Source organism: Streptomyces solincola (assembly GCF_002982015.1).
Lineage (GTDB): Bacteria > Actinomycetota > Actinomycetes > Streptomycetales > Streptomycetaceae > Streptomyces > Streptomyces solincola.
In genome coordinates, this window is sequence record NZ_PVLV01000098.1 from 1 (window position 1) to 25,788 (window position 25,788).

The following is a 25,788-nucleotide window of genomic DNA, read 5'->3' on the forward strand; positions in this document are numbered from 1 at the left end:
GGACGGGGAAGTCAACTCGGTTGCTCCTTGGGGGGGAAGGGGGGTCTCGGACCGGAACGGCGGCGTCCGTGCGGGAGGGGGCCTCAGGCCGGCGCGGCGGCGTCCGTGCCGAAGCGGGCGGTGAAGCCGCGCCCCTGGCGCTCCAGCGCCAGGTCGAGGGAGGGGACGCAGACGCCGTGCGGGGCGCAGACGCCGCCGGAGCGGCGCACGTGCACGCCGGCCAGCCCGGCGTTGCGCGCGCCCACCACGTCGGCGTCGACCTCGTCGCCGATGTGCAGGACGCTCTCCGCCGGCCGGCCGAGGACGCCGAGGGCGGCGGCGAACGCCCGCCGGTCGGGTTTGCGGTGCGCGCCGTCCCCGCAGAAGGCCACGTGCGAGAAGGACCTCGCCAGATCCAGCCGGTCGAGGATCTCCTCCCGCAGCGCCGCGTACGAGTTGGAGACGGCCACGCACTCGACGCCCAGCGCGGCGGCTGACGCCAGCAGGCGGGCGGCGTCGGGGAAGACGCGCACCGCGTCCAGCACGGCGTCGCGGCGCGCGGCCACGAGGCCGCGCAACTCGGCCTCGGACGGCGGCCGTCCGAAGCGGACCCGGTGGAACCGCCGTATCCGGTCGCGCTCGAACGCGGCCACCGGGATCAGGCCCCGGTCCAGCGCGGCCTCCACGCCGGCGGACACCTCGTACCAGACCGGCAGGTCCGAGCGGTGCCCGCCGATCGCTTCGAGCGCGCGCGCCGAGCTGACGGAGTAGTCGATGAGGGTGCCGTCGAGGTCAAAGGACAGCGCCTCGTACCGCATGGGTCGTCACCTCCGTCCCGCCCGGCCGCCGCCCCGGGGTCCGGGCGCGGTTCAGCGGACCTGGAAGCGCAGGGTCTCGTTGGCCTGGCGCTGCTTCTCGACGATGTCCGCCCGGGAGCCGCCGGTGAAGATCACGTGGCCGTGCGCCTGCCAGACCCGCGGCGGGACGTCGATGAGGTCGCCGACCTGGCTGTAGACCATGACCTCGGACACGTCCTCGTCGGCCTCCAGGGTCTCGACGCCCTCCACGCCGACCAGTTCGCCGGGCTGCTCGCCGAAGTGCAGCGAGAAGCCGACGTGCCGGACGCGGTCGGGGTTCACCAGGACGTCGACGTCCCGGCCGAGCGAGACCTTGGTGAGCACCTCGACCATGTCGATGCCGGTCGACAGCAGGACGCTCTGGTACACCGGCCCGCCGCCGAGGCGCGCGCCGGTCTCCAGGATGTACGGCTCGCCCGACGGCGAGACCCGGAACTCGGTGTGCGTCGCGCCCTGGGTGATGCCCAGGCCCTCGTGGGCGAGCGCCGTGAACTTCTTGACCTTCTCCAGGGTGTCGCCGCTCAGCACCGTCGGCGTCGCGTAGAAGGTCTCCTCGAAGAACGGCCCGTCCATCGGCACCGGCTTGTCGTGCACGGCGACGACCGTGGTCTGGCCGTTCTGCACATAGCTCTCGACGCTGATCTCGTTCCCGGTGAGGAACTCCTCCAGCAGGATTCCCTCGGCGTACCGCGACTTCAGGAAGAACAGCGGGTCGTAGTCGAAGCCGGCCCAGGCGCCCGCGCGGATCTCCTCGAAGTGCTCGGCGAGCTGCTCGGGGGTGTCCACCCGGCGGACGAACATGCTGCCGCCGCCGATGATCGGCTTCATCACCAGGGGGTAGCGCACCGTCTCGGCGGCCTGAAGCGCCTCCTCGACCGTGGAGGCGAGCGCGAAGCGCGGCTGGGAGACGCCGGCCTGCTGGAAGGCGGTGCGCATGCTCAGCTTGTCGCGGCTCTTCTCGGCCGTCTCCGGGGAGATGTACGGCAGGCCCAGCTCCGCGGCGACGGCCGCCGCGGCCGGCACGCTGTGCTCGACGAACGCGATCACGCCGGCGATGGGTTCGGCCTGCTCCTTCGCGATCTCCACGCACCGGGCCACGGTGGCCTTCAGGTCGCCGGTGGGCGCGGCGTACACCGCGTCCACGTACTGGTGCTCCCAGCTCGGCTCCTCCACCACCACGATCGCCCGGTGGCCCAGCGCGTGAGCCGTCTCCGCGGCCTTGGCGAGGTGCTTGCGCCGGCTGGCGTTCCGGGTGTGCAGGATCATGAGAGTCATTTCAATGTGCCTTTCGTATCGCTATCGCCATGTCCGGGGAGATCTCGTCGACCGAGGTGTCGACCACCACGACGGCCGGACCGCGCCGGGAGAGGAAGGAGCGGACGCGGTCGGCGTCCTGCTCGGGATCGGCACAGGTCAGCACGGGCAGGCCGATGGCCTCGCACAGCCCCGCCCAGTCGATCCGGGTGAAGTCGCGGCTGACCGCGTCCGCGTGGTGGTGGTGGACGGCGTGCCGGTCGATCAGGTTGAGCCGGCCGTTGTCGAGGACGGCGACCTTCACGTCCAGGCCGAGCCGGGCGATGGTCTCCAGCTCGCCGATGGACATGGTCAGTCCGCCGTCGCCGACCAGCGTCCACACCGTGGCGTCGGGCCGTGCGACGGCCGCGCCGACCGAGGCGGGGATCGCGTAGCCGAGGCTTCCCGTCCCGCGCGGGGTGATCAGGCGCTGGGGCGGTACGAGGCGCAGCAGCGCGCCGAACCAGCCGCTGGCGACGCTGGCCTCGCCCACGCAGACGTCGCGCTCGCCGAGCGCCGCGTTGACCGTCCGCACCAGGGAAGCGGTCCCGGTCCGCGACCAGCTGCCCTCGGTGGCCGGGGGACGGCCGCCGCCGTAGGACCAGGCCCCGAGCTCCTCGGCGAGCAGCTTCAGTCCGTCGCCGACGTCCTCGCGCAGCAGGAGCCCGCCGGCCGGGCCGGCCTCCTCGACGCGCGGGTCGTCGTCGATCCGGACGAGGAACTGGCCGGGCGACGGCCAGGCGTACTGGTGGGTCGACTTGTCGCCCATCTTGGAACCGGCGTACAGGACGACGTCGCAGCCGCTGATGTACGCGTTCGCCGGCGTGTCGCCCTTGGAGCCGACCACCCGGGGCGCGTGGTCGCCCCGCTCGGACAGGACGCCCTTGCCGTTGAGCGTGGTGAAGACCGGGATCCGGAACCGGTCGGCGAAGTCCCGCAGGGCCTCGGCCGCGCCGGGGGCGTGGCATCCGCCGCCGGCGATCAGGGCGACGCTCGACGCCCGCTCGATCGCCCGGGCGGCCGCCGACACCCGCTCGGCCCGCCGGGTGTCGGACGCCGGGCGCGGCTCCGGGCCCGGGTCCGTCTCGACCGCGTACGCCGGTGCGTCCAGCAGCGCCGGATCCGCCTCCGCCTCCAGGACGTCGGGCGCGATCTCGACCACCACCGGGCCCCGGCGCGGGGCCGCGGCGAGGGCGAGCGCGGCGTCGACGATCTCCAGCGCCCCCTTCTGCTCGCGGATGACGTGGACGCGCTTGGTGATGCTCTCGAAGAGCCGTGCGTGCTCGACCTGCCCGGTCGCCCAGGGGCGCGGGGTGCTCTTGCTCGGGCCGGAGGTCAGCAGCACCAGCGGGGTGCCGCTGTTGTACGCCTCCAGCAGGGCCGGGGTGCAGTAGGGGGAGCCGATCCCGCCGGGCGCGTCGCACACCGCGACCTGCCCGCTGATCCGGGCGTACGCCTCGGCCGCGTAGGCCGCGCCGCGCGGGCACCGGCCCACGACGTGGGTGAGGGCCGCACTGCGCTGGAGGGCGGCGTAGAGGGACAGCGAGGTCTCGCCGGGATACCCGAACACCCGTGAGACGCCGTTCTCGGCCAGCCTGCGGGCGATGTGGTCTGCGACAGTGGTCATGGTCAGTGGGCCGTGAACTTCGACGGGTTGGGCACCAGCGGGCGCTCCGCGCCGGTGAGGACGATGAGCAGGTCGCTGTCGGGGGCGAGCGAGCCCTCCTGCGCCATGCGCATGGCGCCGGCGAGGCAGGCGGAGGCCGCGTAGCAGGCCTCGAAGCCCAGCGAGTTCAGCAGCCCCTTGGCCATGCGCACGTCGTCCATGCGGGCGGCCACCAGGGCGCCGCCGGTGTTGGCGGCCATGGCGCGCATGTAGGGGTAGGTGTTGGTGGGGTCGCCCCGCAGGATGGCGTGTGCCAGACCGTCGGGGTTGTCGATGATGTCCTCCCGCGCGATCGTGGCGCGGCCCGCGTCCCAGGCGCTGATCATGGGGGCGCAGCTCTCCTGCTGTACGCCGACGAACGCCGGGAGGTTCTCCATCAGCCCCAGGTGGTTCAGCTCGACGGCGCCCTTGTAGCCGCCCAGCAGGCCCATGCCACTGCTGATCGCCTGGAAGACGTGGCTGGGCGCCGCCGGCATCTGCTGGTAGGCCTCGATGTAGGACATCTTCAGGCCCTCGCGCCGGGCGTAGTTGAAGAAGCCGCCCTCCCAGAAGATGCCGTTGTCCCGGGCCCAGTCCATGGCCGTGTCGCCGGTGCCGACGAAGGAGCCGGCCACCGTGTGCGTGGTGATCTGCGGGTGGTCCGCGTAGCTCAGGCGGTACGCGAACTGCTGCCCGACGAAGATGTGCAGCCGGAAGCCGGGGGCCAGGCGCATGGCGTTGGCGTAGGCCGTCGAGCTGTTGCCGGTGGACGCCATGACGAACTCGCGGACGCCGATGCCCTTGAAGCGGCTCAGGGTGGCCGAGGCGATGCGGTCCTTGGTGGACTTCGTCGGGTTGCGCGACTCGTCCTTGATGTGGACGGAGCGCACGCCCAGCAGCCGGGCCAGCGGAGCGACGCTGGTGCAGGGCGAGTTGCCCTCGCCCAGCCAGGTCAGGTGCTCCTCGCTGGTGACGGGCAGCAGGTCCCGGTACCGCCGCAGCGGGTTCGGGTCGGTGTCGAAGGCGCCGATCCGGGCGTGGTCGAGCGGGTAGAGCACGTCGATGGCGCCCTTGCACGCGGGGCACCGGTTCGCCCGGGCGTCGGCCTCGGTCTCGCAGTCCAGGCACAGGTACAGCGGGCCGGCGGCCGGCAGGTGGTTGGCGTACAGCTTCTGGTAGTCGAGCATCAGATCCCCCCAGATCCCTGGTCTTCTCGTGGACGCGTGTCTTCTCGTGGAGGCGTGTCCCGCGGCGGACGCGTGTCTTCCCGCGGCCGCGTGGTGACGGGCGTGCCGGCGCTCAGACCGAGCGCGTGGCCGTTCGCCAGCCGCGGCCCCTCGACGAGGATGTTGTAGTGGTTGGGCATGTGCGTCTCGTCGAAGCCGCTGATGGCGCCGAGCGCTCGCCCGTCGCACACCAGCTCGTCGCCGACGGCCAGCACGCCCGAGGTGTCGAAGGCGGCGAAGCCGTAGTACTCGACGTGGTCGACGGGGTAGTCGGGGCCGGGCCCGACGTTGAGGAACTCGTGCACCTCGCCGGCGCGGACGCACCGCGTCTGCCACGCGCTCGGCGCGATGGCCCGGTCGCGGCGGGTGTGGTCCATCACCGCGGTCCACGTCAGCCGCAGTGGTTGTCTGCTGGAGAACAAGGCGATCACTGCTTCCCGGTCGGGTCTGTCGGACGTCTTGTGTGCACGGGCCGGCTCACCTCGGCCCGACCGCGTAGGGCTTGTCCCAGGCCGAGGGGGAGCGGTGGAACCGGGCGCCGAACCGGCTCGTGTCGCGCAGCCGCCGGTACAGCGAGACCGGGACGAAGCGGGTGAGGAACACCGTGGATGCCACGAAGCGCATGGAGGTCGGTCCTTGTCGTCTCAGTCGAGCGGGATCTCGTCGCGCCAGTCGCCGGCTTCGGCGAACGGCGGCTGGTCGTCCTTGTGCAGCACGTGCGAGCCCAGGACGAGCACGTCCATGCCAGTGCGCATGAAGCAGCGGTAGGCGTCCTCGGGGGTGCGCACGATGGGTTCGCCGCGCACGTTGAACGAGGTGTTCACCAGGACCGGGCAGCCGGTGGCCGCCTTGAAGGCGCGCAGCAGCCTGGTGAAGGGCGCGTTGTCCCGCTCGGTGAGCGTCTGCACGCGCGCGGAGAGGTCCACATGGGTGATCGCCGGCAGCTCCGAGCGCGCCTCGTTGATGCTGCCCAGACCGCGGCCGGGGCCGCCGGCCCGCAGCGCGGCCTCGGACTTGATCCGGTCGGCGACCTCGGCGACCACCAGCATGTACGGGCTGTCGCCGGTGAGGCCGAAGTAGTCCTGGGCGTCCTCGGCCAGCACCGCCGGGGCGAACGGCCGGAACGACTCCCGGAACTTGATCTTGAGGTTCATCCGCTTCTGCATGTCCCGGTCGCGCGGATCACCGATGATCGACCGCGCGCCGAGCGCCCGCGGACCGAACTCCATCCGCCCCTGGAACCAGCCCACCACGGCCCCGTCGGCCAGGTGGGAGGCCACCTCGTCGTACAGCTTGTCCTCGGTGTAGGTGTGGAAGACGTAGCCGCCGGCGGTCAGGAACCGTTCGACCTCCTCGTCGGAGAAGCCCGGCCCGAGCAGCGCGCCGGACATGCCGTCGCCGCCGGCCGCCAGGTGCGGCCTGCCGTGCACCGCGACCGAGTGGTCCAGGGCGGCGCCCAGCGCGCACCCCGCGTCACCGGCCGCCGGCTGGATCCACACCTCGTCGACGATGCCGGAGCGGGTCAGCACCCCGTTGGCGACGCAGTTCAGCGCCACCCCGCCGGCCATCACCAGCCTGCGCTCGCCGGTCAGCTCCACGGCCGCCCGCGCCAGCCCGAGCACGATCTCCTCGGTGACCGCCTGCACGGAGGCGGCCAGGTCGCAGTGGCGCTGCTCCAGCTCGCTCTCCGGGTCCCGGACCGGGGCCCCGAACAGCTTCTCGAAGGCGCGCCCCACCATGCGCGAGCCCTGGTGGAAGGCGAAGTACCTCATGTTCAGCGTGAAGGAGCCGTCGGGGCGCAGGTGCACCAGTTCCCGGCGGATGAGGTCGGCGTACTTCGGCTCCCCGTAGGGCGCCAGGCCCATGAGCTTGTACTCGCCGGAGTCGACCTTGAAGCCGCAGTAGTAGGTGAAGGCGGAGTACAGCATGCCCACCGAGTGCGGGTAGGAGAGCGAGTTGACCAGCTCCAGGGAGGTGCCGCGCCCGTGCCAGATCGTGGTGGTCTGCCACTCGCCGACGCCGTCGACGGTGAGCACCGCCGCGTTCTCGTACGGCGAGGGGAAGAACGCCGACGCGGCGTGCGAACGGTGGTGCTGCGAGGCGGTCGCCCGGGGCGCCGTGCCCCGTCCCAGCGCCAGCAGTTCGGCGTCCACCCGCGCCAGGACGTCGCGCTTCCAGGCCCACCACTCGGGCAGGACGCTGGCGAACGGGCGCAGCCCGCGCGGGCCGGCGCCGGCGAACGAGGAGAGCACCCGGTCGTACTTCAGCTCCGGGTCCTCGTAGTAGACCACGGCGTTCAGCTCGTCCAGCGAGATGCCGGCGTGGTCCAGGCAGTAGGCGATCGCGTCGCCCGGGAAGCCGTGGTCGTGCCGGATCCGGCTGAACCGCTCCTGCTGTGCCGCGGCCACCACGACGCCGTCGCGGACCAGTGCGGCCGCGCTGTCGTGGTAGTAGGCCGAGACACCCAGCGTGTACACGGACATCAGGACACCTCCACCGGTGTGTGCGGGAAGAGCGATCCGCCCTGCGGGCGCGCCCTCCACGGTGATCTCTGGAATCGGTAGCCGATCAGGTCGGCGATCTTCGACGGCAGCGGCGCCAGCGACTCGTAGCCCACCCGGACCCGCTCCCATTCGGCGGCGGACTCCTCCGGGCCGGACCGCTTCGCCACGGCGCGCATATGCGTGTCGATGGCGTCCGCCGCCCAGGCCGAATGGCCCGTGGACACGTTGTCGATGGTGTTGTGCAGATCCACGAAATGCGTCGAGAAGCCGTAGTGCTTCAGGAACGTCCGCGCGGTGCGGTAGCTGCCGCCGACACCGGACAGCTCCATCGCCAGGTTCATGCCGAGGATCTCCGGCAGGAAGGTGTTCGGCAGCTTGCCCAGGCACAGCCAGTAGACCGGCCGTTCCAGCGACTCCTCCCGGAACCGGGTGTCGTAGGCGAATTCCCGGCTGCCGGTCGGGGCCAGCTCGATGCCCATCTCCCGCAGCACATCGCGGTAGATCTTGGGATGGTTGATCTCGATGTCGCCGTTGCCCAGCTCGTCCCAGTAGGTCTCGAACAGCGGGAAGCCGAACCGGGTGGCGGCCAGCCCGACGTCGGTGAACCCCTGGAGCCACGCCCCGTCGATCAGGGTCAGCGGAGCCAGTTGCAGCGTGGAGTCGATGACCTCCTCGCGGCTGGGCATCAAGTTCGAGGCACCGGCCTCGAACTCGACGCCGTGCTTGTCGTGCTTGTCCAGCAGCCAGGGCCGCAGGCCGGCCGGCGTCCACCGCTCGGGCAGCGACCGGTCCGTCCGGCCGACCGACAGCTTCGCCCGGGCCAGCCACCGCTTCACGTACCGCACGGCGAACCCGCGGGTCTCCGGCGCCAGCGCCCGGCCCTGGAGCACGTGGAACGCCTCGCGGATCCCGGTGGGCGCCACCCCGTCCTCGCCGGGCCCGAGCGCGTCCAGGGCGCCGGGCCGCGGCGCCTCCGGGACCCGGGCCGCCGGCCGCGCGGCGACCGGCGGCTCCGGGTCGGCCAGCGCGTCGATCCAGTTCGAGATGATCCCGACGTCGTCGGGCGAGAAGACCCGGAACATCGGCCCCTTCGGCCCGATCAGGCCGTTCACCAGCGAGCTGCGCTCCGCCCGGCCCGCCTTGACCATGCGGGTCGCGGCCAGCTCCCGCAGCAGCGGGGCCGGGTCGGTCTGCGCCCGGGCGAGCAGCTCGGACAGCGTCGAGTCGCCCATCCGGAAACCCTGGTGGTAGACGCAGCCTTCGCGGGCGCGCTCCCGGATGAGCTGCTCCATGGCCCGCCGGGGATCCAGCGCGGCCGCGGCCTCCTCCAGCAGCAGATCGTTCCAGGAGGTCAGGGCGGTCAGCGCCCAGGCCGCCCCCTGGTCGACCCGGCGGCGCGCCTCGGGCCCCGTCGCGCGGAACCGGTCGGCGATGGTGCGCGAGACCTCCGGCGGCGCCGTGATCGACGTCGCTCCGGTGGGCTCGGCCAGGTCCAGGCGCGCCCACTCGGCCGGCGCCGCCTCCTGCGGGCGGAGCGCGGACCAGCACGGCAGCAGGCCGGCGGTGCGCATCGCCACGTCGATGCCGGCGATCACCGGGGCGAACTCGTCACTGCGCCGGCTGATCGCGAACAGCGCCGCGGGCAGGGCGAACAGATGGTCCCGGATGGGGCGTTCCGCCGCCAGCTCGGCGGCGTCCACGGCCAGTTCGGGCCGGCCGGCCTGGGTGGCCAGCATTTTGAACGCGTCGTGGCGCGAGGACCGGGGGCCGCCGACCCCCATGTCGTCGGCGAACAGGGCCAGGATCCGCAGGTGCGTGTCGTCCTCGAAGACGGCCGGCGCGCTCATGCCCTGAAGCCACGCCCCGAGCGAGGAGGCCAGCGGACTCGACTGCCGCAGGACGGCGTGCGTCAGGGCGTCGAGGGAGCCCGCCCGGTCGGCGCGGGCGCGCAGCTCGCGGTAGGCGCCGGACTGCTCCGCCGACCACGTCCGCACCGCGTCGAGCGTGGCGGGCAGGTCCGGGGCGGTGGCCTCGGGGTCGGCGGAACCGGCCTCGGCCAGAAGGGTGCGGATCACCGTGGCGCCCAGGAACGCCTCCGGGTCGACACATCGGCGGTACGTATCACGCCACATGGGATGTCCTCTTGCTGTGCTCGGCGGGCTAGAACATCGGATAGATCGACGTGTCCGTCTTCTTCCGCCTGCTCTTCCGTCCGAAGATCCGGTTGATGATCGACTTGATGAAGGACATGCGAGGCCTCTCGGCTAGATGTGTTCGAGGATCGTGCGGGCCACGAAGTCGTGGCCGCCGTCGGTGAGGTGGATGCGGTCGATGAACAGCCACTCGTCCGGATCGGCCGCATCGGCCATGACGGGGCTGAAGTCGAGGAAGTCGACGCCGAGGCCGGCCGCGCCCTTCGCCAGCAGCGCCGCGTACTCGGCGTTGACCTCGCGGCTGAGGATGTCGCCGTACATCGCGGCGAACCCGCCCATCCGCTCCAGCTCGTCGAAGATCAGCTCCTCCTCGCGGCTGCCCTTGTCCCGCACCCAGCCCGACAGCGGCTGGAGGATGTAGGTGATCTTCGCGTCCCAGGTGGAGGCCAGCGCCTTCCAGGCGTCCAGGTGCCGCAGCGTGAGATCGGCGGCGTAGGCGATCTGCTCGCCGATGCCCGGCGCGACGGGTTCGGCGGGTTCCCGCCTCGCGCGCAGCAGGCCCCGCGCGGGGGAGCGCTCCGCGGCCGGCTTCGGGAACATGTCGTTGTACATGTGGTACTGGAAGAACGTGCCGTGGTCCTCGTCGCGCGTCTGCGGCATCCGCGCCAGGCTGAGGTTGTTGAAGCCGGAGAAGATGACGATCTCGTCCACCCGCGGCAGCAGGTGCCGGTAGAGGGTGAGCAGCAGCAGTTCCTGGGTGGAGTTGAAGCTGCGGCCGCCGAAGTTGAGCCAGGTCTCCGGCCGTTCGTCGTGGACGTTCAACCGCGACGGGAGCGTCCAGGCGTCGGAGCTGGCACCGATGCCGAAAACCGTGGAACTGCCCGCGAGGAGCCTTACCGGGCCGGTGTCGCCGCGGTCGGCCACCGAATGGCTGCGCTCCCCGTGGGTGGCGTAACGGAATCCCACGGAGTCGGTGTTCACCACGTCCGAGCGATACGATTTCGGGTGGAAGTACAGAAGGTGCGGGAGCCAGCGAATCTGGCCCTTGCTCGTGAACTTCTCGTCATAGCCCCGCAGATACGGCGCCAACTCGGTACGGATACTCACAGAAAGCTCCTCGCGGCCGCACGCCGCGGCCTTCCTCAGTAACGTGGTTCGAGTTTGAAACGAATGGATCGGGAGAGTTCGCCGAAAGTCCGGGCGATCTCGCCGCCGCTGCCGGCGGTGAAGACGACATGGCCGTGCGACTGCCAGACCCGCGGCGGGACGTCGACCGTGTCCCCGGCCTCGCGGTAGAGGGAGATCTCCTGGACCCGCGGGTCCAGACGGGCTTCCTCCACGCCGGTGATCGCCCGGATCCGCCCGGCCCGTTCCGCGAAGAACAGATAGAAGCCGGTCGGGACGGGCTCGGCCCGGCCGGTGAGGTCCGGCGTCCGGCCGCGCGCCAGGTCGAGCACCGCGGTGACCAGGTCGACACCGGTGCTCAGGCGGACCGACTGGTAGACCGGGCCGCCCCCGATGCGGGCCGCCGTCTCCAGGATCCGGGCGGTGCCGTCCGCCCCGACCTTGAACTCGGTATGGGCCGCGCCGGTGTCCAGTCCGACGGCCCGGTGGGCCGCGGCCGCCAGTGCGGCCACCCGCCGCCGCACGTCGGAGGGCAGCGAGCTGGGCGTGGTGTAGTGGACGTCGGTGAAGTAGGGGCCGGTCACGGGCAGCGGTTTGTCATGGACGGCGATCACCTGCGTCGTTCCGTCCACGACGACGGACTCGACACTGATCTCCGCGCCCGTCAGGTACTCCTCGACGATGATCGCGCCGCCGTAGGCGTCCACCGCCCACTGGTGGAGCGGGTCGCCGTCGACGCCGGCCCAGGCCCCGCGCCGGACCACGTCGAAGTGCTCGGTCAGCTCCTCGGCGTCGTCCACCCGGCGCAGATAACCGCTGTCGTTGTCGACGACCGGTTTGAGCACCAGGGGATAACCGATGCGTTCCGCCTGCGCCAGGGCCTCCCCGACGGTGCGGGCCAGACCGTGCGCGGGCTGCGGAACGCCCTGCGCGTCGAACGCCCGACGCATCGCGTGCTTGTCGCGCAGGGTGCGCGCGGTGTGCTCGCTGACGAAGGGCAGACCCAGTTCCGAGGCCACCGCCGCCGCGGCCGGCACGCTGTGGCCGACGAAGGCCACGACGGCGCGGACCGGTTCCGGTTCGGAGGCGGCGAGGGCGCGCACCGCCGCGACCGTGGCCTCGACGTCCGAGGTGTCGACCGGCACGACGGCGTCCGCGTGCTCGGCGTCCCCGCCCGGATGCTCCATGCAGAGCAGCAGCCGTTCGCCGTGCTCCCTCGCATACCGTGCCGCTCGCGCCAGATGGGGGCGGCGGCTCGCGTTGGACCGGTGCAGTACGAGAATGCTCATCGAGCGCCGCCGCTCACTGCCAGCCGGAATCCTGGACGGTCGCGATCTTCGCCGTACGCTGCCATCCGGAGTCGTCGGTGACGGCGCCCGAGACGACGTGCTGTGCGCCCGAGCCGGAATCCCCGGCGTAAGCGACGCCGGCCTGCGCGGTGAATCCGCACACCGCTACCAGTATTCCGGTGACCGCGGCCGGGAAGGCTCGTCTGCGCGTCATCGCTCTCCTCTTTCCTGCTGGTTTTCCTGGGCTCTCTTTCCTGCTGAGCAATATTCTCGCCGGACGTCCAGGACCGCTGGAAGAGGAAACCGGTGGACCGAACAGGCCGTGTCCTACTCAGGCCTCGACCCGCCCCTCCCACACCGGCAGAAGCGGAACCTCCGCGTACGTCAACTCCCACGCCGACAGGGAGGGATGGGCCGCGCGGGCGCGCTGCCAGAGGGCCTCGGCAGCCGCCTCGGCCGCGGCCAGGCCGGCGGCCCGCAGGAAGAGCCCGACGACCGGATGCGGCCAGGCGGAAGCGTGCACCGCGACGTGCTCCAGGCCGTCCTCGGAGACGGCCTGGGCGGCGATGGCCTCGGCCGTGCCGGCGGGCAGCGGAGCACGTCCCGGCGGCGGCCGGAGCGAAAGGTGGATGAGATACATCCCCCGAGCCTGTCCTGCCCGGCACCCTGTCACTACCGATGACCAGGGGACGTTCTGTGTCGTGTCCTAAACCGGCCCATGCCGTGGGCGCGGCGCACCGGGCCCGGCGCCCGGCGGTGCTCTCAGAGCCGGATCAGCCCCCGGTGGGCGGCGTGCGCCCCGGCCTGGAAGCGGCTGCGCGCGTCGAGGTGCGTCATCAGCGTGGTGGAGATGCGGCGGGCGGTACGGGGCGAGACGCCGAGCCGCTTGGCGATGGTCTCGTCGGTGTACCCGAGGGCCAGCAGCCGCAGGGCCTCGGCCTGCTGGGCGTTCAGCTCGCCGTCGTCGGCCGGCGCGGCGGCCTCGCCGAGCGGCTCCGCGGACCGCCAGACGTTCTCGAACAGCGCGGTCAGCGACGTCAGGATGCCCTGGGCGCGCAGCACGGCCGCCGAGGCGCCGGTGTTGTCGCTGTCGCCGGCGACGATGGCCACCCGGCGGTCGCAGATGATCATCCGGTTGGGCAGGGAGGGCACGGTGCGCACCTGGCCGCCGAGCGAGGTGATCCACTCCGCGTGCGCCACCGTGGCCGGGTCGTTGCGGATGCTGTCCAGGTAGATCGTGCGCATCTGCACGCCCCGTTCCAGCAGGCGCTGGTTGAGCGGGCGGGAGCTGCGCATGTTGGCCGCGGTCTGCGGACCGCCCGGCGCGAAGGTCAGGAACTCGTCCCTCACCTCGTCGTTCATCGCCGTGAGGTGGTCGCGGATGACGTCGATGCCCTCCAGGTACTGCACGTTCGCCCCGGGGGTGCGCGGCTCCTGGTGCGCGAACTCCGAGATCAGGCGCACGGCGGCGGCCCGGCTCTCCTCCACCCGCTTCTGCTGGGCGGCCAGTTCGGCCTGCTGCCGGGCGAGGAGGATCTCCATGCCCAGATGCGGACTGACGGCGTGCATGCGCTGGGAGTCGTCGGCGGACGGGCGGATGAGCGCCAGCTCGCTCAGCTCGTCGAGGGCGGCGCGCACCTCGGGCTCGGTCAGACGGAGGCGGGTGCTCAGTTCGGCCACCCCGTCCTGCGGTTGGGCCAGCATCCCCCGGTACACGGACTCGGTGATGGCGTTCATCCCCAGAACGTCAAGCACGCGGTCTCCCACCCCCCTCTGGTCTCAGTATCCGAGATGACTTGTCACTCGGTGAGCAGATCTAGATATTCACAGTCCGCAGCGGGCGGGTGCAAGCCCGTTCTCGATCGCTGGACAGCGCGGGGGCTCGCGGCGGAGGGCGCCCGCCCGCAGACCGATCGCCGTGTCCGGATGGCGAGATGACGGCTGTGCCCGGACGAGGTGTCTGCGGGAGAGTACGCAGACGATGGGAAGATGCCGGTATCCGGATCAAGCAGCGTGGCTTTCCTGGATGAACTGGCCGATTCGTTCAACAGGTCCTGACGCGGCGGTGGCTCCACGACGCCGGTCAGCGATGAAGGAGCATGATGACTGCGATTACCCGAGTTGTCGGACGCGAAGTCCTGGACAGCAGGGGCAACCCGACCGTCGAGGTGGACGTACACCTCCAGGACGGGTCGTTGGGCCGGGCCGCGGTTCCCTCCGGCGCCTCGACGGGCGCCAACGAGGCCGTCGAGCTGCGTGACGGCGAGGCGAAGCGCTTCCACGGCAAGGGTGTTCGCACGGCGGTCGAAGCGGTCAACGGCGTCATCGCCGACGCCCTGGTGGGCGTCGAGGCGGAGAACCAGGCCCTGGTCGACGAGGTGATGATCTCCCTCGACGGCACGCCCAACAAGGGCAAGCTGGGCGCCAACGCCATCCTCGGCGTCTCGCTCGCCACCGTGAAGGCCGCCGCCGCGGCGCACCGCGTACCGCTGTACCGCTACGTCGGCGGGGCCGGCGCCCGGCTGCTCCCGGTGCCGATGATGAACATCATCAACGGCGGCGCGCACGCCAACAACGCCTTGGACTTCCAGGAGTTCATGATCGCGCCGATCGGCGCGGAGAACTTCTTCGAGGCCGTGCGCATGGGCTCCGAGGTCTTCCACACGCTGCGCAAGTCGCTGTCCGACGCCGGCCACAGCACCGGAGTGGGCGACGAGGGCGGCTTCGCCCCGAACCTGCGCACCTCCGACGAGGCGCTCCAGTTCGTCGTGGACGCCATCGAGAAGACCGGATACACCCCCGGCGAGGACATCACCCTCGTCATGGACCCGGCCACCTCCGAGTTCTTCAAGGACGGCGTCTACGACTACGCCGGCGAGGGCGTGAAGCGGTCCGTCGAGGAGCACGCGCAGTACCTCGCCGGCCTGGTCTCCCGCTACCCGGTCGCCTCCATCGAGGACGCCATGGCGGAGGACGACTTCGAGGGCTGGAAGCTCCTGATGGAGGTCCTCGGCGACAAGTGCCAGCTCACCGGCGACGACGTGTTCTGCACCAACGTCGACCGGCTCAACGACGGCATCCGCGACGGGATCGCCAACTCGATCCTGGTCAAGGTGAACCAGATCGGTTCGCTCACCGAGACCCTCACCACCGTGGACACCGCGCACAAGGCGGGCTACACGGTCGTCATGTCGCACCGCTCCGGCGAGACCGAGGACACCACCATCGCGGACCTCGCCGTCGCCACCGGCTGCGGCCAGATCAAGACGGGTTCGCTGTCCCGTTCGGACCGCACCGCCAAGTACAACCAGCTCATCCGCATCGAGGAGGAGCTGGGCTCGCAGGCCCGGTACGCGGGCCGCTCGGGGCTGTACGTCCGCTCCTAGGCCGTGCGCGCGGGGCGCCGGGGTCCCCGTGCGGGCCCCGGCGCCCCGCCGTGTCACTGCGCGTCGGCCGCCCGCAGGGCGTCCTCGCTGAGGCCCCTGCGCCAGTAGCCGACGAAGGCCACCCGCCGCTTGTCGATGCCGCGTTCGCGCACCAGATGGCGGCGCAGCGCCTTGACCGAGCCGGACTCGCCGGCGATCCAGGCGTACGGGCGGGCCCCGGCCGGCGCGGCGGCGCGCACCGCGTCCACGGCGGACGGCGCGCCCTCCTCGCGTACCAGCCAGACGATCTCGGCGTCCGCGGCGGTGGCGGGCGCGAGCCGGTCGGCCGCCCGCGGCACCTCCAGCCAGACCCGGGCCCGCGTCCCGGCCGGCAGCGTCTCCAGGATGGCCGACGCGGCGGGCAGTGCCGTCTCGTCGGCCCAGATCAGCACCTCGTCGGCGTCCTCCGGCGGCCGGAAGCGCACCGAGAGGTTGTCGGCGACCGCCGGGCCGAGGAGCACCGCGCGGTCGCCCTCGGCGGCGGCCAGCGCCCACCGGCAGGCGGGGCCGCCGTCCTCGTGCACCGCGAAGTCGACGTCCACCTCGTCCGGAGCGGTGCGCTGCTCGCGCACGGTGTACGAGCGCATCACCGCGCGCTCGGTCTCCGGCATGGCCCGCCACGCGCCGAGCACCGGCGCGAAGTCCCCGCCCGGCCGGTAGGCCGGCATGACCGGCTCGGCCTGGCCGGGGCGGGGGAGGAACAGCGACACGCTCTGGTCGCACCCGCCGGAGGCGAAGGACGCGAGATCCTCCTCGGCGGCTCCGGCGAAGGTCACGCGGACCATCGACGGGCTGAGCCGCCGGGTCCGGGCCACCCGGACGGAGAAGAAGGCGTACGGAGCGGTCGCCGCGGTCGTCATACGGGGTCAGGCCACCTTCTTGGCGTTCTCGATCGCCTGGGCGAGGTCGTCCAGGACGGTCGCGCACTTGTCGTACGAGAAGATCGGCTCGGTGACCCGGGGGTGGACCTGCCCGGCCTTCACCGCGGGCAGCCGGTTCCAGGTCGGCTTGGTCTTCAGGTCGGCGGGCTGGACGGCCGAGGAGCGGTTGTCCATGATGATCACGTCGGCCTGGTAGGTGTCGACGTTCTCCCAGCTCAGGCTCTCGAAGAAGCCCTGCTCGTCCACCTTCGGCTTCACGAACCGCACGCCCAGCTCCTCGAAGTAGGCGGTGTCCGCGGACTTGGCGGCGAGCGAGACGTAGAACAGCTCGGCGGAGGCCGACCCGATCATGACGGTGATCTCCGGACGCGACTTGGCCGCGGCGCGCAGCCGGGCGGACGCCTTCTCGAAGCGGGCCCTGGCGTCGGCGACCCTGGTGCTCGCCAGGTCCGCGCCGAGGGACTTCGCCAGGTCCGCGTGGCGCTGGACCGCCTTGGCCATGGTGGTGGCGGATGCCTCCAGGGCGACCGTGGGGGCGAGCCCCACGACCTTGTCGTAGGACGCCTCCGGCACGTACCAGAGCTTGCCGGGCAGCCACATCGCGGAGACCAGCAGCTCGGGCTCCAGCCCCAGGTACTTCTCGATGTCGAACTCGTCGTAGCGGTTGCCGATGACCGTCAGCTTGGCCACGTCCAGATCGCCGGCCTGCACGTCCGGGGTGACCTGCTTGGTCTTCGGGTCCTCCACGGTGGTCGGGCCGAAGACGCCCTTCACCTCGACGCCGTAGTCGTGCAGGGCGGCGGCCGTGCCGACGAAGGCCACGATGTTCTTCGGGACCGACTTCGCCTCGACGGTCTTCCCGCGGTCGTCGGTGAACGTCCACGGGCCGTTCGCCGCGCCGGCCGAGCCCTTGTCGTCCTGCGCGCCGCCGCCGCACCCGGCGAGCGCGGCGCCGAGGCCGAGGGCGCCGCCCGCGGCGAGCAGTCCGCGGCGGGTCAGGTGGGTGGCTCGGTCCTTGCTGGGCATGGCGCATTCGCTTTCGTACGGCCGGATCACGGCCAACGGGCACGTTCGGAGGTCAGGTTAGCCTAACCTCACGGCCGGCCCGGGGCCGGCCGGGGCCGCCCAGCGCCCGGCCGGCTCGCGGCGCCCGCCGGGTCAGGCGGTCGACAGCCCCAGCTCGCGGGCGATCAGCATCCGCTGCACCTCGCTGGTGCCCTCGCCGATCTCCAGGATCTTAGAGTCCCGCCACATCCGGGCCACCGGGTACTCGTTCATGAAGCCGTACCCGCCGTGGATCTGGGTGGCCTCCCGGGCGTTGTCCACCGCCACCGTCGAGGAGTACAGCTTGGCCACCGCCGCCTCCTTCTTGAACGGCTCCCCGCTGACCAGCCGGGAAGCGGCGTCCCGCCAGCCGACCCGGGCCATGTGCGCCCGCATCTCCATGTCGGCGATCTTGAACTGGATCGCCTGGTTGTCGCCGATCGGCCGGCCGAAGGCCCGCCGCTCCCGGGCGTACTTCACCGACTCGTCCACACAGCCCTGCGCCAGGCCGGTGGCCAGCGCCGAGATGGCGATCCGGCCCTCGTCCAGGATGCGCAGGAACTGCGCGTAGCCCCGGCCCTCCTCGCCCAGCAGGTTGGCGGCCGGCACGCGCACGTCGGAGAAGGACAGCTCCCGGGTGTCCGAGGCGTTCCAGCCGACCTTGGAGTACGGGGCGGCCACCGTGAAGCCGGGGGTGCCGGCGGGCACGATGATCGAGGAGATCAGCGGCCGGCCGTCGTCCCTGCGGCCGGTGACGGCGGTGACGGTGACCAGCCCGGTGATGTCGGTGCCGGAGTTGGTGATGAAGCACTTGGAGCCGTTGATCACCCACTCGTCGCCGTCCCGCACGGCGGTGGTGCGGGTGCCGCCGGCGTCCGAGCCGCACTCCGGCTCGGTCAGCCCGAACGCGCCCAGCAGCTCGCCCGAGCAGAGCCGGGGCAGCCACTGGCGCTTCTGCTCCTCGGTGCCGAAGCGGTAGACCGGCATCGCGCCCAGCGAGACGCCCGCCTCCAGGGTGATCGCCACCGAGGAGTCGACCCGGGCCAGCTCCTCCAGCGCGATGCCGAGCGCCAGGTAGTCGCCGCCCATGCCGCCGTACTCCTCCGGGAAGGGCAGCCCGAACAGGCCCATCCGCCCCATCTCCCGCACGATCTCGTACGGGAACTCGTGCCGCTCGTAGAAGTCGCCGATCTTGGGCGCCACCACCTCGCGGGCGAACTCCTCGACGGTGCGCCGCAGTTCCTCGTGCTCGGCGGAGAGCCGGTGGTCCAGGGACATGGTGATCAGGACTCCTTGTGGGAGGCGGCCGCGCCGGCGAGGGCGCGGACGGTGCGGGAGGGGCTGGGCCGCCCCAGGTGTCCGGCCATCCACGCGCTGGTGGCGGTGAGCAGGCCGAGGTCGATCCCGGTCTCGATGCCGAGGCCGTGGAGCATCCACACGAGGTCTTCGGTGGCGAGGTTGCCGGTGGCGGACTTCGCGTACGGGCAGCCGCCGAGCCCGCCGGCCGAGGCGTCCACCGTGCTCACCCCGTGCCGCAGTGCGGCCAGGGTGTTGGCGAGCGCCTGCCCGTAGGTGTCGTGGAAGTGCACGGCGAGCCGGCCGCTGCCGATGCCCGCCTGCTCCAGCGCGGTCAGCAGGGCGGAGACATGGCCCGGGGTCGCCACCCCGATGGTGTCGCCGAGGCTCAGCTCGTCGCACCCCATGTCGGCCAGCCTCCGGCAGACGGCGACGACCTGCTCGACGGGGACGGCGCCCTCCCAGGGGTCGCCGAAGCACATCGAGAGATAGCCGCGCACGGTCAGCCCGTGCTCCACCGCCCGGCTGACCACCGGCGCGAACATGGCCAGCGACTCGTCCACGGTGCGGTTGAGGTTGGCCCGGGCGAAGGACTCGGTGGCACTGGCGAAGACCGCCACCTCGCGCGCGCCCAGCGCCAGCGCCCGGTCCAGGCCGCGTTCGTTGGGCACCAGCACCGGCAGCCGCACCCCCGGCAGCGCGTCCCGCACCCGGGGGAACAACTCCTCGGCGTCGGCCAGTTGGGGCACCCACTTGGGGTGCACGAAGCTGGTCGCCTCGATGGTGGTCAGCCCGGCCGCCGCGAGCCGGGTGACGAACTCCGCCTTGACGTCGACGGGCACCAGGCCGGACTCGTTCTGCAACCCGTCCCGCGCGCCCACCTCGTGGACGCGCACCCGGGCCGGCAGCGCCGGGTCGCGGACGACCATGGGCAGACCGGTGCTCATCGGGCGGCCTCCTCGCCGGCGTCGGCGGCGGCGTGCGGCAGCACCACGGCCAGCACCTGGTCCATGGCGACCGCGCTGCCCGGGGTGACGTCCAGTTCGGCGATCGTGCCGTCGTGCGGGGCGGCGATGACGTGCTCCATCTTCATCGCCTCCACCACCAGCAGGCCCTGCCCGGCGGTGACCTCGTCGCCGACGGCGACCTTCACCACCGTGACCGTGCCCGGCATGGGCGCGGTCAGCGAGTCGGCCCCCGCGTGCGCGCCGCCGGTCAGCGAGGCGGCGACCGGGTCGTGGTCGGCCACCTGCCAACTGTCGCCGTCCCGGCCGAGCCAGTCGCCCGCCCGGTGGAAGGTGTGGGTGATCCCGTCGACCTCCACGGTCACCGTGGTGCCGGTGAGGTGCGCGGCCCGGCCGCGCGCCCGGTGCGCCACCGGGTCCAGGCCCGGCACCCGCAGCCAGTGGACGACCGGCGCGGCCTCGCCGCCCAGCCGCCATCCGCTGGGCACCGAGAACGGGTCGGTCCAGCCCCCCGCGTCCGGCCCCGCGAGCAGCGCCTCCTGGCGTACCGCCGCGGCGGCCTCGTACACCGCGTCCGGCACCCCGTCGGGCACCAGCCCGTCGGCCTCCCGTTCGACCAGTCCGGTGTCCAGGTCGCCGGAGACGACGTCCGGGTGCGCGAGCAGCCGCCGCAGGAAGCCGGCGTTGGTCGGCACGCCGAGGGTGACCGTGTCCGCCAGCGCGGCCCGCAGCTTGCGGAGCGCGCCGGGCCGGTCGGCGGCGTGCACGATGACCTTGGCCAGCATCGGGTCGTAGAGGCTGGAGACCTCGGTGCCCTCGCTCAGCCCGGAGTCGGTGCGCACCCCGTCCCCGGACGGCTCGGCGAGCGCGAGGACCGTGCCGCCGGAGGGCAGGAAGCCGCGCGCCGGGTCCTCCGCGCACAGTCGGGCCTCGATGGAGTGCCCGGTGAGCCGCACGTCCCCCTGCCCCAGGCCCAGCTTCTCGCCGGCCGCGACCCGCAGTTGCCACTCGACCAGGTCCACGCCGGTGACCAGCTCGGTCACCGGGTGCTCGACCTGGAGCCGGGTGTTCATCTCCATGAAGTAGTACGCGGAAGGGTCGGTGCCGGGGACGATGAACTCCACCGTGCCCGCGCCCCGGTAGCCGCAGGAGCGGGCCGCCTGCACGGCCGCCTCGCCCATCGCGGCCCGGGTCTCCTCGTCGAGGAGGACCGAGGGGGCCTCCTCGATGATCTTCTGGTGGCGGCGCTGGAGCGAGCACTCCCGCTCGCCGAGGTGGACGACGTTGCCGTGGGCGTCGGCGAGCACCTGGATCTCGATGTGCCGGGGGCGGTCGATCCACCGCTCCACCAGCAGGGTGTCGTCGCCGAAGGAGGCGCGGGCCTCGCGCCGGGCGGCGGCGATCTCGTCGGCGAGCGTGCTCTCCTCGCGGACCAGCCGCATGCCCTTGCCGCCGCCGCCGGCCGAGGGCTTCAGCAGCACCGGCATGCCGATCTCCCGGGCGGCCGCCGCCAGTTCGGCGTCGCTCAGTCCGCTCCCCGAGGAGCCGGGGACCACCGGGACGCCGGCCGCCTGCACCGTCTCCTTGGCGCGGATCTTGTCGCCCATCAGCGCGATGGCATCGGCGGGCGGCCCGATGAAGACCAGCCCGGCCTCCTCGCAGGCCCGCGCGAAAGCGGCGTTCTCGGCCAGGAAGCCGTATCCGGGGTGGACGGCCTGGGCGCCGGTCGCGGCGGCGGCCGCCAGCAGCCTGTCGGGCCGCAGATAGCTCTCCCCGGCGGGCGGCGGGCCGATCCGCACCGCGGTGTCCGCCTCCCGTACGTGCCGGGCGCCGGCGTCGGCGTCGCTGAACACCGCCACCGAGCGGATGCCGAGCGCCCGCAGGGTGCGGATCACCCGGACGGCGATCTCGCCGCGGTTGGCGACCAGGACCGTGTCGAACATGCCCACCCTCACAGATGAATCGATCATGTCCGCCTCACATCCGGAAGACGCCGAAGCCGGCGTCCCCGAGCGGGGCGTTGCCGCAGGCGGTCAGGGCCAGCCCCAGCACCTGCCGGGTCTCCAGCGGGTCGATCACCCCGTCGTCCCACAGCCGGGCGGTGGCGTAGTAGGCGCTGCCCTGCTGCTCGTACTGGGCGCGGATGGGGGCCTTGAACGCCTCCTCGTCCTCGGCGCTCCACTCGTCGCCCAACTGGTCGCGCTTGACGGTGGCGAGCACCGAGGCGGCCTGCTCGCCGCCCATCACCGAGATCTTGGCGTTGGGCCACATCCACAGGAAGCGGGGGGAGTACGCCCGGCCGCACATCGAGTAGTTGCCCGCGCCGTAGGAGCCGCCGACCACCACCGTCAGCTTGGGCACCCGGGTGCAGGCGACCGCGGTGACCATCTTCGCGCCGTGCTTGGCGATGCCGCCGGCTTCGTAGTCGCGGCCCACCATGAAGCCGGAGATGTTCTGGAGGAACAGGAGGGGCACGCCGCGCTGGTCGCACAGCTCGATGAAGTGCGCGCCCTTCTGGGCGGACTCGGCGAACAGGATGCCGTTGTTGGCGACGATGCCGACCGGGTGCCCGTGGATCCGGGCGAAACCGGTGACCAGGGTCTGCCCGAACTCGGCCTTGAACTCCTGGAACCGCGAGCCGTCGGTGATCCGGGCGATGATCTCGCGGGCGTCGTACGGCGTCCGGGAGTCCACCGGCACCGCCCCGTACAGCCCGGCCGGGTCCACCGCGGGCGGCTCGACCGGCTCCACCGCCCAGGGCAGCGGCCCGCGGGCCGGCAGGGTGGCGACGATGTTGCGGACGATCCGCAGCGCGTGCGCGTCGTCCTCGGCGAGATGGTCGGTGACCCCGGAGACCCGCGAGTGCACCTCACCGCCGCCCAGCTCCTCGGCGGTGACCACCTCGCCGGTGGCCGCCTTCACCAGCGGCGGGCCGCCCAGGAAGATGGTCCCCTGGTTCCGTACGATCACGGCCTCGTCGCTCATGGCCGGGACGTACGCCCCGCCGGCCGTGCAGGAGCCGAGGACGGCCGCGATCTGCGGGATGCCCGCACCGGACATCCGGGCCTGGTTGTAGAAGATCCGCCCGAAGTGCTCCCGGTCGGGGAAGACCTCGTCCTGCCGGGGCAGGAACGCCCCGCCCGAGTCCACCAGGTACACGCACGGCAGGCGGTTCTCCAGCGCCACCTCCTGGGCGCGCAGGTGCTTCTTGACCGTCATCGGGTAGTAGGTGCCGCCCTTGACGGTGGCGTCGTTGGCGACCACCACCACCTCGCGGCCGCTCACCCGCCCGATGCCGGCGATGACCCCGGCCGCCGGGGCCTGGTCGTCGTACAGCCCGTTCGCCGCCAGCGGCGCCAGCTCCAGGAACGGCGAACCCGGGTCCAGCAGGGTGTCCACCCGGTCGCGCGGCAGCAGCTTGCCGCGGGCGGTGTGCCGGGCCCGGGCCCGCTCGCCGCCGCCGAGCCGGGCGGCCGCCAGCCGGGCCCGCAGGTCGTCGGCCAGCTCCCGGTGGGCGGCCTCGTTGTCCGCCCAGGCGGCCCCGTTCGGGTCCGCCGAGCTGCCGAGCACGGGCGCCTGGGACGGCCGCGCGGGCGCCCCTCCGGTCGCCGCCGCTGACTGTCGCATCGTGTCGAGCCCCCTTGCCCGTACGCCTGCCCCGGCCGCTGCCGGTCACCGATCGGTGTTAGTGAACGTTAACTCCGCGCTCAGGTTAACGAGCGCTAACGCCGTTGTCTAGAATTCCCCCATGACCACCAGGACCGACGCCCCCACCCGCCGCGAGCAGATCCTCAAGGAGGCCGCCCGCCTCTTCGCCGAGCGCGGCTTCCACGGCGTCGGCGTGGACGAGATAGGGGCCGCGGTCGGCATCAGCGGCCCCGGCCTGTACCGCCACTTCCCCGGCAAGGACGCGATGCTCGCCGAACTGCTGGTCGGCATCAGCGAACGCCTCCTCGACGGCGGTCGGCAGCGGGTCGCGGAGGCCGCCGGAGACCCCGTCGCCCTCCTCGGCGCGCTCATCGACGGGCACATCGACTTCGCCCTCGACGACCGCCCCCTGATCACCCTGCACGACCGCGAGCTGGACCGCCTGCGGGACGACGACCGCCGCCGCGTCCGCCAGCTCCAGCGGCAGTACGTCGAACTGTGGGTCGCCGTCGTCCGCGACCTGCACCCGGCCCCGCCCGAGCCCGAGATCCGCGCCGCCGTCCACGCCGTCTTCGGCCTGCTCAACTCCACCCCCCACATCGGCCCCCTCGGCCGCGCCGACATGGAATCCCTGCTGCGCCGCCTGGCCCACGGGACGCTGGGGGCGCTGGGAGGCTGAGGCCGGCCGCCGGCAGCCGCGTCCACCGGGCGGAACGGTTCGGCCACGGGGCGTGGCGGGCGGCACAATGGGGCCATGCCCATACCCAGCCGCGCCGCCCTCCTCGACCACCTCGTCCGCAGCCGGATCGCCGGGAACGTCGCCACCCCGAGAGACAACAACCTCTCCCACTACCGCAAGCTGGCGAACGGCGACCGCCACTACTGGCTGGGCCTGGAGCTGGGCGAGCGCTGGAACGACGAGCAGGACGTGCTCGCGGTGATGGCCGAGCGGTGCGGGGTGAACGACGACCCCGCGCACCGGACGGGCCAGGACACCATCGACCCGGAGCTGACGGTGGCCGCGCTGGACCGGATGGCGGCCCGGCTCGCCAAGGCCGCCGAGGACGGCCAGCGGGTGCTGTTCGCCACCGGGCACCCCGGCGCCCTGCTGGACCTGCACAGCTCCACCGCCGCCGCGCTGCGGGCGGCCGGCTGCGACGTCGTCCGCATCCCCGGCGGGCTGACCGCCGACGAGGGGTACGTCGTGCAGTTCGCCGACGTCGCCGTCTTCGGCCGCGGCGCCAGCCTCTGGCACACCCACTCACCCGAGCCGATGAACGCCATCCTGGACCGCCTGGACACCCCGCCGGACCTGGTCGTCGCCGACCACGGCTGGGCCGGCCGGGCCGCCCAGCGCGGCATCGACGCCCTCGGCTACGCCGACTGCAACGACCCGGCGCTCTTCCTCGCCGAGGCCGAGGGCACCCTTCAGGTCGCCATCCCGCTGGACGACAACGTCCCCGACCCGCGCCACTACGAGCCGCTGGCCGGCTACCTGCTGGACGCCGCCGGGCTGTCCGCCCCGGGCGTGCCCGAGCGCGGCGGCGTCGGGTCCAGGTAGACCCGGCGCACCGCCGGGAAACGGGACCGCAGCCGCTCCTCGGCCTCCTCGCAGGCCCGCTCCACCCGCCCGGCGGTCACCCGGTCGAGGAAGTCGACCTTCGCCGCCACCAGCACCTCGTCCGGCCCCTGGATCAGCGTCACCAGCTCCATCACGTCGATCAGGTCGTCCACCGCCAGCAGTTCCTCGCGCACCGCCCGGCGCATCGCCGGCGGCAGCGGCCGCCCCACCAGCAGCCGCACGTTGGACCGGCCCAGCACGAACGCCACGTACACCAGCACCGCGCCGATCAGGATCGACGCCAGCCCGTCGAAGACGTGCGAGCCGGTGACCTGCTCGCCCAGCAGCCCGCCGGCCGCCAGCGCCAGCCCGACCAGCGCCGCCGAGTCCTCCATCACCACCGCCTTCACGGCGGTGTCCGGGGTGCGCCGCAGATAGCGCCGCACCCCCATCCGGCCGCGCCGCGCCTCGCCGCGCGCCTGCCGGATCCCGGTGCGCAGCGAGAACCCCTCCAGCAGCGCGGCGATCGCCAGAACGATGTACGAGGCCACCGGACTGCCCGGGTCGCCGCCGCGCAGCAGCGCCTGCACCCCGTCGTAGACCGAGAACACCGCGCCGCCGACGAAGGTGGCGACGGAGGCCAGCAGCGCCCAGACGTACCGCTCCTGGCCGTAGCCGATCGGGTGGTCCTCGTCGGCGGGCTTGGCGCTGCGCTTGAGCGAGGTCAGCAGCAGCACCTCGGTGACGGTGTCGGCGAGCGAGTGCGCCGCCTCCGACATCATGGCGCTGGACCCGCTCGCCACGCCCGCGACCGCCTTCGCCGCGGCCACCCCGAGGTTCGCCAGCGCCGCGACGACGACGGTGAAGGTGCTCTCGCCGTTGTCCGGCCCCCGGTCG

General features: G+C 72.6%; 23 protein-coding genes. 3 read left to right on the forward strand and 20 right to left on the reverse strand.

Annotation, left to right across the window (positions count from 1 at the left end):
- Positions 1-83: 83 nt before the first annotated feature.
- The 13 genes from C6N75_RS07555 to C6N75_RS07610 form a co-directional block, all read right to left on the reverse strand.
- Positions 84-797, reverse strand: coding sequence for an HAD family hydrolase (locus C6N75_RS07555; RefSeq protein WP_105868073.1), 714 nt, complete (start codon positions 795-797; stop codon positions 84-86).
- A gap of 51 nt (positions 798-848) precedes the next feature.
- A complete protein-coding gene (locus C6N75_RS07560; RefSeq protein WP_105868074.1) occupies positions 849-2,111 on the reverse strand; it encodes an ATP-grasp domain-containing protein in 1,263 nt (420 codons plus the stop codon).
- Position 2,112: 1 nt separating this feature from the next.
- Entirely contained in the window at positions 2,113-3,756 is a 1,644-nt protein-coding gene (locus C6N75_RS07565) for a thiamine pyrophosphate-binding protein (RefSeq protein ID WP_105868075.1), read from the reverse strand.
- A 2-nt stretch (positions 3,757-3,758) separates the two neighbouring features.
- Positions 3,759-4,961 carry a threonine synthase gene (locus tag C6N75_RS07570; protein WP_105868076.1) on the reverse strand — a complete coding sequence of 401 codons (1,203 nt, stop codon included), beginning with the start codon at positions 4,959-4,961 and terminating at the stop codon, positions 3,759-3,761.
- A complete protein-coding gene (locus C6N75_RS07575) occupies positions 4,961-5,422 on the reverse strand; it encodes a DUF6917 domain-containing protein (RefSeq protein WP_219852858.1) in 462 nt (153 codons plus the stop codon). The genes C6N75_RS07570 and C6N75_RS07575 overlap by 1 nt, the downstream gene beginning before the upstream one ends.
- A 55-nt stretch (positions 5,423-5,477) precedes the next feature.
- On the reverse strand, positions 5,478-5,624 hold the full coding sequence (locus tag C6N75_RS30525) for a hypothetical protein (RefSeq protein WP_181160390.1): 147 nt from the start codon (positions 5,622-5,624) through the stop codon (positions 5,478-5,480).
- A gap of 20 nt (positions 5,625-5,644) precedes the next feature.
- The gene (locus tag C6N75_RS07580) at positions 5,645-7,483 is read right to left on the reverse strand and encodes a carbamoyltransferase family protein (protein ID WP_105868078.1); all 1,839 of its coding nucleotides are present in this window, start codon (positions 7,481-7,483) and stop codon (positions 5,645-5,647) included.
- Entirely contained in the window at positions 7,483-9,636 is a 2,154-nt protein-coding gene (locus C6N75_RS07585; protein WP_105868079.1) for an iron-containing redox enzyme family protein, read from the reverse strand. The genes C6N75_RS07580 and C6N75_RS07585 overlap by 1 nt, the downstream gene beginning before the upstream one ends.
- Before the next feature lie 132 nt (positions 9,637-9,768).
- On the reverse strand, positions 9,769-10,764 hold the full coding sequence (locus C6N75_RS07590; RefSeq protein WP_105868080.1) for an inducer of phenazine A: 996 nt from the start codon (positions 10,762-10,764) through the stop codon (positions 9,769-9,771).
- Positions 10,765-10,799: 35 nt separating this feature from the next.
- Positions 10,800-12,071 carry an ATP-grasp domain-containing protein gene (locus C6N75_RS07595; protein ID WP_105868081.1) on the reverse strand — a complete coding sequence of 424 codons (1,272 nt, stop codon included), beginning with the start codon at positions 12,069-12,071 and terminating at the stop codon, positions 10,800-10,802.
- 13 nt (positions 12,072-12,084) lie between these two features.
- On the reverse strand, positions 12,085-12,285 hold the full coding sequence (locus tag C6N75_RS07600) for a hypothetical protein (RefSeq protein WP_105868082.1): 201 nt from the start codon (positions 12,283-12,285) through the stop codon (positions 12,085-12,087).
- A 117-nt stretch (positions 12,286-12,402) separates the two neighbouring features.
- A complete protein-coding gene (locus tag C6N75_RS07605) occupies positions 12,403-12,711 on the reverse strand; it encodes a hypothetical protein (protein ID WP_105868083.1) in 309 nt (102 codons plus the stop codon).
- 122 nt (positions 12,712-12,833) lie between these two features.
- A complete protein-coding gene (locus C6N75_RS07610) occupies positions 12,834-13,826 on the reverse strand; it encodes a helix-turn-helix domain-containing protein (protein WP_105868094.1) in 993 nt (330 codons plus the stop codon).
- Between the two features lie 347 nt (positions 13,827-14,173).
- Between C6N75_RS07610 and eno the strand changes: the two genes are divergently transcribed.
- On the forward strand, positions 14,174-15,457 hold the full coding sequence (eno, locus tag C6N75_RS07615; RefSeq protein ID WP_105868084.1) for a phosphopyruvate hydratase: 1,284 nt from the start codon (positions 14,174-14,176) through the stop codon (positions 15,455-15,457).
- A 53-nt stretch (positions 15,458-15,510) separates the two neighbouring features.
- Here the strand turns inward: eno and C6N75_RS07620 are convergent, their stop codons facing one another.
- The 6 genes from C6N75_RS07620 to C6N75_RS07645 form a co-directional block, all read right to left on the reverse strand.
- Entirely contained in the window at positions 15,511-16,356 is an 846-nt protein-coding gene (locus C6N75_RS07620; RefSeq protein ID WP_105868085.1) for a siderophore-interacting protein, read from the reverse strand.
- Between the two features lie 6 nt (positions 16,357-16,362).
- Positions 16,363-17,403: an ABC transporter substrate-binding protein gene (locus C6N75_RS07625; RefSeq protein ID WP_105868086.1), complete on the reverse strand. Its 1,041-nt coding sequence runs from the start codon at positions 17,401-17,403 to the stop codon at positions 16,363-16,365.
- A gap of 132 nt (positions 17,404-17,535) precedes the next feature.
- Entirely contained in the window at positions 17,536-18,699 is a 1,164-nt protein-coding gene (locus C6N75_RS07630; RefSeq protein ID WP_105868087.1) for an acyl-CoA dehydrogenase family protein, read from the reverse strand.
- Between the two features lie 5 nt (positions 18,700-18,704).
- Complete coding sequence (locus C6N75_RS07635; RefSeq protein ID WP_105868088.1) at positions 18,705-19,664, reverse strand: hydroxymethylglutaryl-CoA lyase; 960 nt, start codon at positions 19,662-19,664, stop codon at positions 18,705-18,707.
- Entirely contained in the window at positions 19,661-21,625 is a 1,965-nt protein-coding gene (locus C6N75_RS07640) for an acetyl-CoA carboxylase biotin carboxylase subunit (RefSeq protein ID WP_105868089.1), read from the reverse strand. Before C6N75_RS07640 ends, C6N75_RS07635 begins: the two co-directional genes overlap by 4 nt.
- Positions 21,626-21,659: 34 nt before the next feature.
- Positions 21,660-23,309, reverse strand: coding sequence for a carboxyl transferase domain-containing protein (locus C6N75_RS07645; protein WP_105868090.1), 1,650 nt, complete (start codon positions 23,307-23,309; stop codon positions 21,660-21,662).
- Positions 23,310-23,430: 121 nt separating this feature from the next.
- On the opposite strand from C6N75_RS07645, the gene C6N75_RS07650 reads away from it, so the two are divergent.
- Positions 23,431-24,009, forward strand: coding sequence for an SACE_7040 family transcriptional regulator (locus tag C6N75_RS07650; protein ID WP_105868091.1), 579 nt, complete (start codon positions 23,431-23,433; stop codon positions 24,007-24,009).
- Between the two features lie 75 nt (positions 24,010-24,084).
- Positions 24,085-24,891, forward strand: coding sequence for a phosphatase (locus C6N75_RS07655; RefSeq protein WP_105868092.1), 807 nt, complete (start codon positions 24,085-24,087; stop codon positions 24,889-24,891).
- Here C6N75_RS07655 and C6N75_RS07660 read toward each other — a convergent pair.
- Positions 24,822-25,788, reverse strand: a 967-nt coding sequence (locus tag C6N75_RS07660; protein WP_105868093.1) for a cation diffusion facilitator family transporter, incomplete at its 5' end; no start/stop codon positions are given. The genes C6N75_RS07655 and C6N75_RS07660 overlap by 70 nt on opposite strands.